Annotated in this window: 13 protein-coding genes; 11 read left to right on the top strand and 2 right to left on the bottom strand. The window is 59.9% G+C overall.

Translation table 11 applies throughout. The features are described 5' to 3' along the window. Positions 1-46 precede the first annotated feature (46 nt). Positions 47-2749: a [protein-PII] uridylyltransferase gene (locus Q7C33_RS16195; protein WP_030139492.1), complete on the bottom strand. Its 2703-nt coding sequence runs from the start codon at positions 2747-2749 to the stop codon at positions 47-49. 48 nt (positions 2750-2797) lie between these two features. Beyond that, positions 2798-3580, bottom strand: a complete 783-nt coding sequence (map, locus tag Q7C33_RS16190) for a type I methionyl aminopeptidase (protein ID WP_030139491.1) — start codon at positions 3578-3580, stop codon at positions 2798-2800. A 375-nt stretch (positions 3581-3955) separates the two neighbouring features. Between map and rpsB the strand changes: the two genes are divergently transcribed. The 11 genes from rpsB (at position 3956) to lpxD (ending at position 15504) form a co-directional block, all read left to right on the top strand. Further along, entirely contained in the window at positions 3956-4693 is a 738-nt protein-coding gene (gene rpsB, locus Q7C33_RS16185; protein WP_003198231.1) for a 30S ribosomal protein S2, read from the top strand. 195 nt (positions 4694-4888) lie between these two features. Beyond that, on the top strand, positions 4889-5755 hold the full coding sequence (gene tsf, locus Q7C33_RS16180) for a translation elongation factor Ts (RefSeq protein ID WP_030139490.1): 867 nt from the start codon (positions 4889-4891) through the stop codon (positions 5753-5755). Between the two features lie 214 nt (positions 5756-5969). Further along, on the top strand, positions 5970-6713 hold the full coding sequence (gene pyrH / locus Q7C33_RS16175; RefSeq protein WP_003198235.1) for a UMP kinase: 744 nt from the start codon (positions 5970-5972) through the stop codon (positions 6711-6713). After that, positions 6710-7267, top strand: coding sequence for a ribosome recycling factor (frr, locus tag Q7C33_RS16170; RefSeq protein ID WP_030139489.1), 558 nt, complete (start codon positions 6710-6712; stop codon positions 7265-7267). Before pyrH ends, frr begins: the two co-directional genes overlap by 4 nt. A gap of 13 nt (positions 7268-7280) precedes the next feature. Beyond that, on the top strand, positions 7281-8036 hold the full coding sequence (gene uppS, locus Q7C33_RS16165) for a polyprenyl diphosphate synthase (RefSeq protein ID WP_030139488.1): 756 nt from the start codon (positions 7281-7283) through the stop codon (positions 8034-8036). After that, a complete protein-coding gene (locus Q7C33_RS16160; RefSeq protein ID WP_030139487.1) occupies positions 8036-8842 on the top strand; it encodes a phosphatidate cytidylyltransferase in 807 nt (268 codons plus the stop codon). Before uppS ends, Q7C33_RS16160 begins: the two co-directional genes overlap by 1 nt. Continuing rightward, entirely contained in the window at positions 8839-10029 is a 1191-nt protein-coding gene (ispC, locus tag Q7C33_RS16155; RefSeq protein WP_407683773.1) for a 1-deoxy-D-xylulose-5-phosphate reductoisomerase, read from the top strand. Before Q7C33_RS16160 ends, ispC begins: the two co-directional genes overlap by 4 nt. A 52-nt stretch (positions 10030-10081) precedes the next feature. Beyond that, complete coding sequence (gene rseP / locus Q7C33_RS16150) at positions 10082-11434, top strand: RIP metalloprotease RseP (RefSeq protein WP_407683772.1); 1353 nt, start codon at positions 10082-10084, stop codon at positions 11432-11434. A 74-nt stretch (positions 11435-11508) separates the two neighbouring features. After that, positions 11509-13896 carry an outer membrane protein assembly factor BamA gene (bamA, locus tag Q7C33_RS16145; protein WP_407683771.1) on the top strand — a complete coding sequence of 796 codons (2388 nt, stop codon included), beginning with the start codon at positions 11509-11511 and terminating at the stop codon, positions 13894-13896. A gap of 45 nt (positions 13897-13941) precedes the next feature. Then, positions 13942-14445 (top strand): OmpH family outer membrane protein, encoded by a 504-nt coding sequence (locus tag Q7C33_RS16140; RefSeq protein WP_003184901.1) that lies wholly within the window; start codon positions 13942-13944, stop codon positions 14443-14445. Positions 14446-14448: 3 nt separating this feature from the next. Then, positions 14449-15504 carry a UDP-3-O-(3-hydroxymyristoyl)glucosamine N-acyltransferase gene (lpxD, locus tag Q7C33_RS16135; protein ID WP_217860235.1) on the top strand — a complete coding sequence of 352 codons (1056 nt, stop codon included), beginning with the start codon at positions 14449-14451 and terminating at the stop codon, positions 15502-15504. The last annotated feature ends 105 nt before the right edge of the window (positions 15505-15609 follow it).

Raw genomic sequence — 15609 nt, 5'->3', positions numbered from 1 at the left:
ACGCCATCGCGAGCAAGCTCGCTCCCACAGGGGGGGATTTATTGATTCAGATGCTGATGCGTGTCAGATGAGCATCGGGTTCCTGGTTGACGCTCAAATGCTGGACGATCGCTTCCTGCAAGCGGCTGCACAGTTGCGGATCAGAAAGCGGATGATTATGGGCGTCGGTAATGAAGAACACGTCTTCCACCCGTTCGCCGAGCGTGGCGATCTTGGCGTTCTGCAGCGACAGGTCGAATTCCAGGAAGATATGGCCGACGCGTGCCAGCAGGCCCGGGCGGTCCGGCGCGCTGAGTTCCAGCACGGTGACCTGGCGATGGGCGTCGTTGTGGATCGTCACCTGTGGCGCAAAGGCGAAATGCTTGAGCTGGCGCGGCACCCGACGCTGGATGATGGTCGGGTAGTCCGCCGGGTTGCGCAGGGCCTCGGTGAGGCCATCGCGAATCTGCTTGATCCGCGCCGGGTTGTCACCGATCGAATCGCCGTCGGTGTCGAGCACGATGTAGGTGTCGAGGGTGAACTGGCTGGTGGACGTAATGACCCGGGCGTCATGGATGTTGAGGTTGAGCTGGTCCATCGCCGCCACGGTCACGGCGAAGAAATCGTGCTGGTCCGGGGCGTAGATGAATATCTGCGTGCCGCCCTCGAACTCGCGTTGGGTGGTTTCCTTGATCAACACCAGCGGTCCGCCGTCGGCCGGCTGCTGTAGGATCGCGTCGCTGTGCCAGGCCACGTCGCCAGCGGTGTGGCGCAGGAAATAGTCATCGCCCAGTTGCGACCAGAGCTGCTCGACATCGTCCGGATCGGTGCCGCCGCGGACCAGGATGTCCAGGGCCGCGCTCTGGGTGCGGCGGATCTGTTCTTCGCGGTCCACCGGGTTTTCCAGGCCGCGGCGCAAGGCTCGCTTGGTCTCGGTGTACAGCTGGCGCAGCAGGCTCGCGCGCCAGGAGTTCCACAGGGACGGATTGGTGGCGTTGATGTCGGCCACGGTCAGCACGTAGAGGTAATCCAGGCGCGTCTCATCGCCGACGGTCTGGGCGAAATCGTGGATCACCTGCGGATCGGACAAGTCCTTGCGCTGGGCGGTGGTCGACATCATCAAGTGGTTTTGCACCAGCCAGACGATCAGGCGGCTGTCCCATACCGGCAGCTGGTGCCGCTGGCAGAACGCCTCGGCATCGACCGCGCCGATCTCGGAATGGTCGCCCTGGCGACCCTTGCCGATGTCGTGATAGAGCCCTGCCATGTAGATCAGCTCGGGCTTGGGCAGCTTGGCCATGAGTTTGCTGGCCAACGGAAATTTCTCCGAAACCTGGGTGTATTGCAGCTTGCGCAGGTGCTTGATCAGGTTCAGCGTGTGGGCGTCGACCGTATAGATGTGGAACAGGTCGTGCTGCATCTGCCCGACGATATGGCCGAACTCCGGCAGGTAGCGCCCGAGGATCCCGTAGCGGTTCATCCGGCGCAGGTTGCGGTGCACGCCGATCTTGCACTTGAACAGCTCGATGAACAGGCTGGTGTTGCGAATGTCGTTGCGGAAGTCGTCGTCGATCAGGTGCCGGTTTTCCCGCAACAGGCGAATGGTGTCGGCGCGCACGCCCTTGATTTCCGGCTGTTGGGCCATGAGCACGAAAATCTCGAGCATGGCGAACGGCGTGCGGCGGAACACGTTGGCGTTGCGCGCCTCGATGTAGCCGTCGTGCAGTTGGAATCGTGAATTGATCGGCTGCGGCGGCGCCTCATCCTCGGAGGCGAGAATGACCTCTTCGAAGTGCTGGATGATCAGCTCGCTGAGCTGGGCAATGCTCATCACCACGCGGTAATACTGCTGCATGAAGTTTTCAATGGACTGCTTGGCGTCCTGGCCTTCGAAACCCAGCAGGCCGGCGATTGAGCGCTGGTGGTCGAACAGCAGTCGATCCTCGGCTCGCCCGGCGAGCATGTGCAGGGCGTAGCGGACCTTCCACAGGAATTCCTGGGACGAGGCGAGCAGGGCGTTCTCGCTCTCCACCAGGAAACCTTCTCCGGCCAGGGCCCGCAGATTGAGCGTGCCGTACTGCCGACGGGCAACCCACAGGATCGTCTGGATATCCCGCAGCCCGCCGGGCGAGCCTTTGACGTTGGGTTCCAGGTTGTACTCGGTGTCGTTGTACTTGTGGTGGCGAGCCTTCTGTTCGGCGCGCTTGGCCAGGAAAAAATCCTTGCTCGGCCACATGTGCGCCGTGCTGGTGACGTCGAGCATGCGCTGGCGCAGTCGCTCGGGGCCGGCAACGGTGCGGCTTTCCATCAGGTTGGTGATCACTGTCAGGTCGGCGCGGGCTTCGTCGGCGCATTCCTGCACCGAACGTACGCTCTGGCCGACTTCCAGGCCGATATCCCACAACAGCGTCAGGAAGCGCTCGATGGAGTCGCGGAAAATCTCATGATCGGCGCTGTCCAGCAGGATCAGCAGGTCGATGTCGGAATAAGGGTGCAGTTCGCCGCGCCCGTAGCCGCCCACCGCCACCAGGGCGATGTCGGCGTCCTCGCTCCAGTTGAACTGCTCCCAGGCCTTTTGCAGGATGTTGTCGACGAACCAGGCGCGGTCCTCGATCAGCCGGCGGATATCGCGGCCGCTGCGAAAGCGCTGGTCGAGCACTTCGTGGGCCTGGCGGATCGCTTTCTTGAACGCCGAGATGGGGCTTGCCTTCAGGGCCAGTTCAGCCTGGAACTGGCCGCGGTCGAAGAGTTCGGGATCCACCTGCGGCATCGAATGGCTTTCCTTTCTGTCTATCTATAGCTAAAGGCTGGGTTTGGGTCAGGCGGAAACGCGAGGGATGGTGTCATCGCTGCGCAGGGTAAAGATCTCGTAGCCCGTCTCGGTCACCAGCAGGGTGTGCTCCCATTGGGCCGACAGCTTGCGATCCTTGGTGATGGCGGTCCAGCCATCGCCCAATACCTTGGTGTCGGCGCGGCCCTGGTTGATCATCGGCTCGATGGTGAAGGTCATGCCTGCTTGCAACTCCATGCCAGTGCCGGCGCGGCCATAGTGCAGGATCTGCGGTTCTTCGTGGAACACCTTGCCGATGCCGTGGCCGCAGAACTCACGCACCACCGAGAAGCCGTTCTTCTGCGCGTGCTTCTGGATCACTTCGCCGATGTCACCCAGGCGGCAGCCCGGCTTCACCAGTTCAATGGCCATGTACATGCATTCCTGGGTGACCTTGGACAGGCGCTCGGCCCACTCCGGGACGTTGCCGACGTGAAACATGCGGCTGGTGTCGCCGTGGTAGCCATCCTTGATGACGGTGACGTCGATGTTCAAGGTGTCGCCGTCCTTCAACGGTTTTTCGTTGGGGATGCCGTGGCAGACCACATGGTTGATCGAGGTGCAGATCGACTTCGGGAAGCCTTTATAGTTGAGCGGGGCGGGGATGGCCTTCTGCTCGTTGACGATGTAGTCGTGGCAGATGCGGTCCAGCTCTTCGGTGGTCACGCCCGGCTTGACGTAGTCGGCGATCATTTCCAGCACTTCGGCGGCGAGTTTGCCGGCGACGCGCATTTTGGCGATGTCTTCGGGAGTCTTGAGGGTGACGGTCATACAGGCTCTCTCTGCGCCCGACGGCGCTGTTCAAAACGAAATGGGCGGCGGATGATGACTCGCGTGGCCCTGAAAGAGGCGATTCTAACAGACGATCAGCGCAAATCCGCGTCCACATGCATCGCTTCTCTCTATATGGGTGTACATCCATGAACCATGAAAGGGCTGTGGGAAAGGGGCTTTGCCGGGATTTCAGAATCCGTGTTCCGTTTTCGCCCTTGCTGTGGTATAAAATGCGCCGCTTTCCGGGGATGACCCCGTAAGCTTAAATCCACACACGTGTCGACACGATGACCTGGGTGCCTTCGGCTTATATAGCCGCTGGTTGGTCATTGGGATACGTGGAGGCCAAACCCGACTTATCAAGGAACTATCATGTCCCAAGTCAACATGCGCGATATGCTGAAGGCCGGTGTGCACTTCGGTCACCAGACCCGTTACTGGAACCCGAAAATGGGCAAGTACATTTTCGGCGCGCGTAACAAGATCCACATCATCAACCTTGAAAAAACCCTGCCAATGTTCAACGAAGCACTGACCTTCGTAGAGCGCCTGGCCCAGGGCAAAAACAAGATTCTGTTCGTCGGCACCAAGCGTTCCGCTGGCAAGATCGTTGCTGAAGAAGCAGCACGTTGCGGTTCGCCGTACGTCGATCACCGCTGGTTGGGCGGCATGCTGACCAACTTCAAGACCATCCGCGCTTCCATCAAGCGTCTGCGTGATCTTGAAGTCCAGTCCGAAGACGGTACTTTCGCCAAGCTGACCAAGAAAGAAGCGCTGATGCGCACTCGCGATCTTGAGAAGCTGGACCGCTCCCTGGGTGGTATCAAGGACATGGGCGGTCTGCCTGACGCACTGTTCGTGATCGACGTTGACCACGAGCGCATCGCGATCACCGAAGCCAACAAGCTGGGTATACCGGTCATCGGCGTTGTCGATACCAACAGCAGCCCGGAAGGCGTTGACTACATCATCCCAGGCAACGATGACGCCATTCGCGCCATCCAGCTGTACATGGGTTCGATGGCTGACGCTGTGATCCGTGGTCGCAACAATGTTAATGGCGGCACCGAAGTCTTCGCTGAAGAAGCTCCGGCAGCAGCCGCTGAGTAATCGACGCCCCTGGCGTTGACTCAGTAAGCAAAAAGGGGGCTTGGCCCCCTTTTTGCCACCTCGAAAACCACTTGTCGCCAGCGCAGCTACCTGTTTGTAACTTGTCGCGGTCTATAAGCAGTGGTTTTCCAGGAAGAATTGATCGCCCGTTCGGTCGGGTGGAATGGTTGAAAACCTATCCAAGAGGATTTTGAAATGGCAGAGATTACTGCAGCGTTGGTCAAAGAACTGCGCGAGCGTACCGGCGAAGGCATGATGGACTGCAAGAAAGCCTTGACCAAGGCTGGCGGCGACATCGAGAAAGCCATTGATGACATGCGTGCTTCGGGCGCCATCAAGGCTGCCAAGAAAGCTGGCAACGTTGCCGCTGAAGGCGCCATCGCCATCAAGGACGACGGTAAAGCCGCCGTTCTGCTGGAAGTCAACTCCCAGACCGACTTCCTGGCTCTGCAGGACGACTTCAAGGCATTCGTCGCTGCCAGCGTCGACAAAGCCTTCGCTGACAAACTGACCGACGCAGCTCCGCTGATCGAAGCTCAGGAAGAAGCGCGCCTGGTCCTGGTTGGCAAGACCGGCGAGAACGTCAACATCCGTCGCCTGGTTCGCGTTGAAGGTGACGTGGTCGGTACCTACCTGCACGGCAACAAGATCGGTGTTGCAGTTGTCCTGAAGGGCGGCGATACCGAACTGGCGAAAGACATCGCCATGCACGTAGCTGCAACCAACCCTGAGTTCCTGCTGCCGTCCGACGTTTCGGCTGAAGCGATCGAGCGCGAGAAGGGCGTTTTCCTGCAGCTGAACGAAGAGAAGCTGAAAGGCAAGCCTGCCGAAATCGCCGAGAAAATGGTCAGCGGCCGTATCTCCAAGTTCCTGGCTGAAGCCAGCCTGGTTGAGCAGGCTTTCGTCAAGAACCCGGAAATCAAGGTCGGCGACCTGGCGAAGAAAGCCGGTGCTGAAATCGTTTCCTTCACCTACTTCAAAGTGGGCGAAGGCATCGAGAAGCCGGTCGACAACTTCGCTGAAGAAGTTGCTGCCCAGGTAGCTGCTGCCAGCAAGCAATAAGACGGTTTCCATAACGTCGCCCAGAAGAGGCTGCCCGCTTAACGCGCGCAGCCTCTTTTCGGATGGGGATGCCGATTTTTATTGGTTTCCTGTCGGAACTGGCTTACAAAGCCGTGTTCCGATGGCGCTGTGTCAGCGTCAAGCTAGAGTGAACGAGGCTGCAAACAGTCCGTTAAGAATTTTTTGAAAAAATACGCCGCAGGAGAGATTCGCAATGGCTCAGCAGGGCAGTGGTTATCAGGCTCGCTATAAACGCATTCTACTCAAGCTTAGCGGCGAGGCCCTGATGGGCTCGGAGGAGTTCGGGATCGACCCGAAAGTGCTGGATCGCATGGCCCTGGAAGTGGGCCAGTTGGTCGGGATCGGCGTTCAGGTCGGGCTGGTCATCGGCGGCGGCAACCTGTTCCGTGGCGCAGCGCTGAGCGCGGCCGGCATGGATCGGGTCACGGGCGACCACATGGGCATGCTGGCCACTGTGATGAACGCCCTGGCTATGCGCGACGCACTGGAGCGTGCCAATATTTCGGCCATCGTGATGTCGGCCATTTCCATGGTTGGCGTGACCGATCACTACGATCGCCGCAAAGCCATGCGCCACCTCAACTCCAAGGAAGTGGTGATTTTTGCCGCCGGTACCGGTAATCCGTTCTTCACCACGGATTCCGCAGCCTGCCTGCGAGCGATCGAGATCGATGCCGATGTCGTGCTCAAGGCAACCAAGGTGGATGGTGTGTATACCGCCGACCCGTTCAAAGACCCGCATGCCGAGAAGTTCGATCATCTGACCTACGATGAAGTGCTGGATCGCAAGCTGGGTGTCATGGACCTGACGGCTATCTGCCTGTGCCGCGACCATAAGATGCCGTTGCGCGTTTTCAATATGAACAAGCCTGGCGCCCTGCTGAACATCGTCCATGGCGGCGCCGAAGGAACACTGATCGAGGAAGTTCAACAATGATCAACGAAATCAAGAAAGACGCTCAAGAGCGCATGCAGAAGTCCTTGGAGTCTCTGGCCCACGCATTCGGCCAGATTCGTACCGGCAAGGCTCACCCGAGCATCCTCGGCAGCGTCATGGTGCCTTACTACGGCGCTGACACACCGCTGAGCAGCGTCGCCAACGTCACCGTGAAAGATTCGCGCACCCTGCAGGTCGTGGCTTTCGAGCGCAACATGCTCGCTGCTGTAGACAAGGCCATCCAGAGCGCCGGTCTGAACCTCAACCCAACCAACCTGGGTGAGTTGCTGTTGATCCCGATGCCGGCCCTCACCGAGGAAACGCGCAAAGGCTTCACCAAACAGGCCCGTAGTGCAGCGGAAGACGCGCGTGTTGCCGTGCGCAATATCCGTCGTGACGCGTTGGGTGAGCTGAAGAAGCTGATCAAGGACAAGGCAATCAGTGAAGACGAAGAGCGTCGTGCCATCGCTGATATCGATAAGTTGACCAAGGAATCCGAGGCCCAGATCACCAAGGCCACGGACGAGAAAGAAAAAGACCTGATGGCCGTATAAGGGTCTCGCTTTAATGGATAAGACCAAGCAGGCCGTGCCGTTCGCGGTGCCGCGCCACGTGGCGATCATCATGGACGGCAATAACCGCTGGGCCAAGAAACGCTTCATGCCCGGTGTTGCCGGGCACAAGGCTGGGGTTGATGCGGTTCGTGCTGTCATCGAGGTGTGCGCGGAGGCAGGGGTCGAGGTGCTCACCCTGTTCGCCTTTTCCAGTGAAAATTGGCAACGTCCGGCCGATGAGGTCAGCGCCTTGATGGATCTGTTCCTCAAGGCGTTGCGGCGTGAGGCCAAGCGTCTGGATGAGAACAAGATCAGCCTGCGGATCATTGGTGATCGTTCGCGTTTTCATCCGGAGCTGCAAGCTGCCATGCGTGAAGCCGAGTCCGCCACGGCGGGCGCTGATCGGTTTGTCCTGCAAATTGCCGCCAACTATGGTGGGCAGTGGGACATCGCCCAGGCGGCCCAGCGACTGGCGCGGGAAGTCCAGGCGGGCCATCTCCGCCCCGAGGACATTACACCCGACCTGCTGCAAACCTGTCTGGCGACCGGCGACTTGCCGTTGCCCGACTTGTGCATCCGCACCGGTGGCGAACACCGCATCAGTAATTTCCTGCTCTGGCAGCTGGCTTACGCCGAGCTGTATTTCTCCGACCTGTTCTGGCCGGACTTCAAACACGAAGCCATGCGCACCGCGCTGGCCGATTTCGCTTCCCGTCAGCGTCGTTTCGGTAAAACGAGCGAGCAGATCGAAGCTGGAGCCCGGGTTTAATGCTCAAACAACGAATCATCACTGCCCTGATCCTGCTGCCCATCGCCTTGGGCGGCTTTTTCCTGCTCGAGGGTGGCAGTTTTGCACTGTTCATCGGCCTGGTCGTGACCTTGGGGGCGTGGGAATGGGCTCGGCTGGCGGGTTTCCCTGCGCAGTCGGCGCGCGTGGCCTACGCGGCGGCTGTGGCGGCCATGTTGTTCATCATGTACGTGGTGCCTGGCCTTGCGCCTTGGGTGCTGGGCGCTGCGGTGCTGTGGTGGGCGATGGCGACTTTCCTGGTCCTGACTTACCCGCGGACGACGCACCATTGGGCCAATGCGGCGACCAAGCTGGTGATCGGCCTGCTGATCCTGCTGCCGGCCTGGCAAGGGCTGATCTGGATCAAGCAGGGGGCGCTGGGCAACTGGCAGATCATGGCGGTGATGGTGTTGGTCTGGGGCGCCGATGTCGGGGCTTACTTCTCCGGTCGGGCTTTTGGCAAGCGCAAGCTCGCGCCCAAGGTCAGTCCAGGCAAAAGCTGGGAAGGCGTCTATGGCGGTCTGGCCTTGAGCCTGGTGATCACCACCGTGGTCGGCTTCGTGCGGGACTGGACGGTCGCGCAATTGCTGATGGGGCTGTTTGGCGCCGCCCTGATCGTGTTCGTGTCCGTGGTCGGTGACCTGACCGAAAGCATGTTCAAGCGCCAATCCGGAATCAAGGACAGCAGTAACCTGCTGCCTGGCCATGGTGGCGTGCTGGATCGCATCGACAGTCTGACCGCCGCGATCCCGATCTTCGCGGTGCTGTTGTGGATGGCGGCATCGTGAGTCGTCCCCAGCAGATTACCGTCCTGGGGGGCACCGGTTCGATAGGTCTCAGTACGCTGGATGTGATTGGCCGGCACCCGGAGCGCTATCAGGTATTCGCCCTCAGCGGCTTTACTCGCCTCAACGAGCTGCTGGCGCTGTGCATTCGCCATGCGCCGCGGTTTGCCGTGGTGCCCGAGGCCGGCGTGGCTCGGGCATTGCAGGATGACCTGAATGCGGCCGGCTTGCAGACGCGCGTACTGGTGGGGGAGGAGGGCTTGTGTCAGGTGGCCTCCGATCCTGAAGTCGATGCCGTGATGGCAGCGATTGTCGGCGCGGCGGGCTTGCGTCCAACGCTGGCGGCGGTGGAGGCTGGCAAGAAAATCCTGCTGGCCAACAAGGAAGCGCTGGTGATGTCGGGTGCGCTGTTCATGCAGGCGGTGCGCCAGAGTGGCTCGGTGCTGCTGCCTATCGACAGCGAACACAACGCGATTTTTCAATGCATGCCCCGGGATTTTTCCCGTGGCCTGGGTGCGGTCGGTGTCAGGAGGATTCTTCTGACAGCCTCTGGTGGTCCCTTCCGGCAGACACCGATGGAAGAATTGGTGCATGTTTCACCCGACCAGGCTTGCGCTCATCCGAACTGGTCCATGGGGCGCAAGATCTCCGTGGATTCGGCCAGCATGATGAACAAGGGGCTGGAACTGATCGAGGCCTGCTGGCTGTTCGATGCAAAGCCGGCCCAGGTCGAGGTGGTCATCCATCCACAAAGCGTTATCCACTCCCTTGTGGACTATGTAGATGGCTCGGTGCTGGCTCAGTTGGGTAATCCGGACATGCGCACACCTATTGCCAATGCTTTGGCCTGGCCGGAGCGGATTGATTCAGGTGTCGCACCCTTGGACCTGTTTGCCATTGCTCGGCTGGACTTCCAGGCGCCCGATGAGCAACGTTTTCCCTGCCTGCGCCTGGCGCGACAGGCGGCCGAGGCGGGCAACAGCGCGCCGGCCATGCTTAACGCCGCCAACGAGGTGGCAGTTGCAGCGTTTCTCGATGGGCGTGTCCGCTACCTCGAGATCGCGAGTATCATCGAGGAGGTCTTGAATCTCGAAGCTGTGGTTTCGCTCGATGACCTCGATGCGGTATTCACGGCGGATGCCAGGGCTCGCGAGCTGGCGGGCCGATGGTTGCAGCGCCACGGGCGCTAAGGCTGCGGTACGTTAGCCAGGGTTGTCCCAGGCAGGATTGTGGAGAAAACAGATGAGCGCGCTCTATATGATTGTCGGCACCCTGGTTGCACTGGGGGTGCTGGTCACTTTTCACGAATTCGGCCATTTCTGGGTCGCGCGTCGCTGTGGCGTCAAGGTTCTGCGCTTTTCCGTCGGTTTCGGCATGCCGTTGCTGCGCTGGCATGACAAGAAAGGGACTGAGTTCGTCGTGGCAGCCATCCCACTGGGCGGCTACGTCAAGATGCTCGATGAGCGCGAAGGCGAAGTCCCGGCCGATCAGCTTGATCAGTCTTTCAATCGCAAAACCGTCCGTCAGCGCATCGCTATCGTCGCGGCGGGCCCGATTGCCAACTTCCTGCTGGCCATGGTGTTTTTCTGGGCGCTGGCCATGCTGGGCAGTGAGCAGGTACGGCCTGTCATCGGCGCGGTCGAGGCGGGTAGCGTTGCGGCGCGGGCCGGGTTGGGCGCGGGCCAGGAAATCGTTGCCATCGACGGCGAGCCGACATCGGGTTGGGCTGCGGTCAACTTGCAGTTGGTGCGTCGCCTGGGTGAAAGCGGTTCGCTGCAATTGATGGTGCGCGAACAAGGCTCGACGGCGGACTCGCCTCGGGAGCTGGTCCTCGACAACTGGCTCAAGGGCGCCGATGAGCCCGACCCGATCCGTTCCCTGGGGATTCGCCCATGGCGTCCGGCGTTGCCGCCCGTGCTTGCCGAGCTCGATCCGAAAGGCCCGGCTAGCGCTGCTGGCCTGAAAACCGGTGACCGTTTGCTGGCATTCGACGGCCAGCCTGTCAGGGACTGGCAACAGGTCGTCGACTCGGTTCGTGTTCGCCCTGATACCAAAATCATGCTGCGTGTCGAGCGCGATGGTGCTTCAATCGACGTCCCTGTCGCCTTGGCTGCCCGCGGAGAGAGCAAGGCGCCGACCGGTTACCTGGGGGCTGGCGTCAAGGCGGTCGACTGGCCACCGGAAATGATCCGGGAGGTCAGCTTCGGTCCTGTCGCGGCAATCGGCGAGGGTGTGCGGCGTACTTGGACCATGAGTGTCCTGACCCTCGACTCGCTGAAGAAAATGTTGTTCGGCGAGCTCTCGGTAAAAAACTTGAGTGGACCGATAACCATTGCTAAAGTGGCGGGCGCTTCTGCCCAGTCGGGCATTGCTGATTTCCTGAATTTCCTTGCTTATCTGAGCATTAGCCTGGGGGTTCTGAATTTGCTGCCCATCCCGGTACTGGATGGGGGGCATCTGCTGTTTTATCTGATCGAGTGGGCGCGTGGTCGTCCCTTGTCGGATCGGGTGCAAGGTTGGGGGATACAGATCGGTATCAGCTTGGTGGTCGGGGTGATGTTGCTTGCCTTGGTCAACGATCTGGGTCGTCTGTAACGCTTCGCTGAATTGCGAATCTGCCGCATTTTGCGGCAGTTTGTTTATTGCCAGTTGGAATAAGAAAGGACTTCATGAAACGTCTGCTGCTAACTGCGGTTCTCACCGTATTGATGATCGCCGAAGTTCACGCCGAGTCCTTCACTATCTCTGATATTCGCGTCAACGGCCTCCAGCGGGTTTCCGCGGGTAGCGTCTTTGGTGCCTTGCCGCTGAACGTCGGCGAGCAGGCGGATGATCGGCGCCTGGTGGAATCCACTCGTGCGTTGTTCAAGACCGGTTTCTTTCAGGATATCCAGCTGGGCCGCGACGGCAATGTCCTGGTCATCACGGTAGTCGAGCGCCCATCGGTCGCCAGTATCGAGATCGAGGGCAACAAGGCGATCTCCACCGAAGACCTGATGAAAGGCCTGAAGCAATCGGGCCTGGCGGAAGGCGAGATCTTCCAGCGCGCGACACTCGAAGGCGTTCGTAACGAGTTGCAACGCCAGTACGTTGCCCAGGGCCGCTACTCGGCCACCGTTGATACCGAAGTCGTCCCGCAACCGCGCAACCGCGTTGGCCTGAAGGTGAACATCAACGAAGGCACCGTCGCCGCCATCCAGCACATCAACGTGGTAGGCAATACGGTTTTCCCAGACGAAGACCTGATCGACCTGTTCGAACTCAAGACCACCAACTGGTTGTCGTTCTTCAAGAACGACGACAAGTACGCCCGTGAAAAACTCTCCGGTGACCTGGAGCGCCTGCGTTCCTACTACCTGGACCGTGGCTACATCAACATGGACATTGCTTCGACCCAGGTGTCCATTACCCCGGACAAGAAGCACGTCTACATCACCGTCAACGTCAACGAAGGCGAGAAATACACCGTTCGTGACGTCAAGCTCAGCGGCGACCTGAAGGTCCCTGAAGACCAGGTCAAGTCGCTTCTGCTGGTGCAGAAGGGCCAGGTATTCTCGCGCAAGCTGATGACCACCACGTCCGAGCTGATCACCCGTCGCCTCGGTAACGAGGGCTACACCTTCGCCAACGTCAACGGCGTGCCACAGCCACACGATGAAGACCATACCGTCGACATCACCTTTGCCGTGGACCCGGGCAAGCGCGCCTACGTCAATCGCATCAACTTCCGTGGCAACACCAAGTCCGAGGACGAAGTGCTGCGCCGTGAAATGCGCCAGATGGAAGGTGGCTGGGCTTCGACCTACCTGATCGACCAATCCAAGACCCGCCTGGAGCGCCTCGGCTTCTTCAAGGAAGTCAACGTCGAGACCCCGGCCGTACCGGGCGTCGATGACCAGGTTGACGTGAACTACAGTGTCGAGGAACAGGCTTCCGGTTCGATCACCGCGAGCGTCGGTTTCGCCCAGAGCGCAGGCTTGATCCTGGGCGGTTCGATCACCCAGAACAACTTCCTCGGTACCGGTAACAAGGTCAGCGTCGGCCTGACCCGTAGCGAATACCAGACCCGCTACAACTTCGGCTACGTGGACCCCTACTGGACCGCCGACGGCGTGAGCCTGGGCTACAACGCCTTCTATCGCACCACTGACTACGACGAACTCGATTCCGATGTCTCCAGCTATGCAGTTGACAGCCTGGGTGCCGGCGTCAACGTAGGTTATCCAATCAGCGAGACTTCGCGTCTTACGTTCGGGCTCACCGCCCAGCAGGACGAGATCAGCACCGGCCGCTATACCGTTGACGAGATCTTCGATTTCGTCGAGAAGGAAGGCGACAAGTACCTGAACTTCAAGGCGTCTGTTGGTTGGTCCGAGTCGACCCTGAACAAGGGCGTATTGGCGACACGTGGTCACTCCCAGAGCCTGGTGCTTGAATCGACCGTACCGGGCAGCGACCTGTCGTTCTTCAAGCTCGATTATCGCGGCCAACTGTTCCAGCCGCTGACCGATAACTACACCATGCGCCTGCACACCGAGCTGGGTTATGGCGATGGCTACGGTTCGACTGACGGCCTGCCGTTCTACGAGAACTACTACGCGGGTGGTTTCAACTCGGTACGCGGCTTCAAGGACAGCACCCTGGGGCCTCGCAGTACGCCGAGCCGTGGCGCAGCCGTCACTGGCAACCAAGGGACCATCCGGGATCCGGACCAGGATCCGCTTCCATTCGGTGGTAACGTCCTGATTCAGGGCGGGGTTGAAGTGCTGTTCCCGATGCCGTTCGTCAAGGACCAGCGCTCCCTGCGTACCTCTGTATTCTGGGACGTGGGTAACGTATTCGACTCCAGTTGCGATAACGCCACCAACAACAATGGCACGTCATCCAATGCAGAATGCAACGACATCAGCCTCAGCAACCTTGCCAGTTCCGTCGGCGTGGGCGTGACCTGGGTCACCGCGCTGGGCCCGTTGAGTTTCGCGCTGGCGATGCCGATCAAGAAACCGGATGACGCTGAAACCCAAGTGTTCCAATTTTCCCTCGGCCAGACGTTCTAAGTGTCCGGCCCAAGATAACGACAATGGATTTTGTAGGAGTACATCGTGCGTAAGTTGACTCAATTGGTTCTCCTGGCGACCGTACTGGTCGCAGGTCCGGCTTTTGCCGACATGAAGATCGCCGTGCTGAATTATCAGATGGCCCTGCTGGAATCCGATGCGGCGAAGAAATATGCCGTGGACGCGGAGAAGAAATTCGGCCCGCAACTGACCAAGCTCAAGGGCCTGGAAAGCAGCGCCAAGGGTATCCAGGACCGTCTGGTCGCCGGTGGCGACAAGATGGCCCAGGGCGAGCGCGAGCGTCTTGAGCTGGAATTCAAGCAGAAGGCCCGCGACTTCCAGTTCCAATCCAAGGAACTGAACGAAGCGAAAGCCGTGGCTGACCGTGAAATGCTCAAGCAGCTCAAGCCGAAACTCGACAGCGCCGTTGAAGAAGTCATCAAGAAAGGTGGTTTCGACCTGGTGTTCGAGCGCGGCGCAGTGATCGATGTCAAACCTCAATACGACATCACGCGCCAGGTCATCGAGCGCATGAACCAGCTGAAGTAATCCATGACAGCGACTATCAAGCTCGGCCAACTGGCTGAGTTCCTCGGCGCCACCCTGCGTGGCGACCCGGAGAGGGCAATTACTGGGCTAGCCACTTTGCAAGAGGCTGGCCCAGCTCAGTTGAGCTTTCTGGCAAATCCCCAATACCGCAAATACCTGGCAGACAGCCGGGCCGCAGCGCTGTTGCTGAAGGCCGGTGATGCCGAAGGGTTTGCTGGCGATGCGCTGATCGTGGCCGATCCTTACCTGGCGTATGCGCGGATTTCCCATCTTTTCGACCCCAAGCCCAAATCGCCTGCGGGCATTCATCCCAGTGCGGTAATCGCGGCGGATGCGATCGTTGACCCCACGGCCAGCGTAGGGCCTTTTGTCGTCATCGAAAGCGCGGCCCGGATTGGCGCTGGCGTGACGCTGGGCGCCCACTGCTTTGTCGGCGCGCGCAGCGAGATCGGCGAGGGCGGCTGGCTGGCTCCGCGTGTCACCCTGTATCACGACGTGCGCATCGGCAAGCGTGTGGTGATTCAGTCTGGCGCGGTGCTCGGTGGTGAAGGATTTGGTTTTGCCAACGAGAAAGGCGTCTGGCAGAAGATCGCCCAGATCGGTGGCGTGACCGTTGGCGATGATGTGGAGATTGGCGTCAATACCGCGATCGACCGTGGTGCGCTGGCCGACACCGTCATCGGTAACGGCGTCAAGCTCGACAACCAGATCCAGATCGCCCACAACGTCCAGGTCGGTGACCATACCGCCATGGCCGCTTGCGTGGGCATTTCCGGCAGTACCAAGATCGGCAGGCATTGCATGCTGGCCGGTGGCGTAGGGCTGGTAGGTCACATCGAAATCTGTGACAACGTTTTCCTGACCGGCATGACCATGGTCACCCACTCGATTACCGAGCCGGGCGCCTATTCATCCGGTACGGCCATGCAGCCGGCAGCCGAATGGCGCAAGAGCGCGGCGCGTATCCGCCAGCTCGACGACATCGCGCGGCGCCTCAAGCAGGTGGAAAAGCGTGTAGGGGACGTGACCCCTGGCGGTAATGCTTCATCAGATGGCTGATACCATTTCCATATCAAGTGTGCACAGCCGTTAGGGCATCTTGATTTGCTAGCGGAGTGCGCGTCACTCGTGCGCTCCCAATCTTTACATAGGCTTCCCCCCGAA

The sequence above is a fragment of the Pseudomonas sp. BP11-1-1 genome (assembly GCF_052112105.1).
GTDB classification, from domain to species: Bacteria; Pseudomonadota; Gammaproteobacteria; order Pseudomonadales; family Pseudomonadaceae; genus Aquipseudomonas; species Aquipseudomonas alvandae.
Note: the sequence above shows the minus strand (reverse complement) of the source record. Positions and strands in the feature narration are given on the sequence as shown.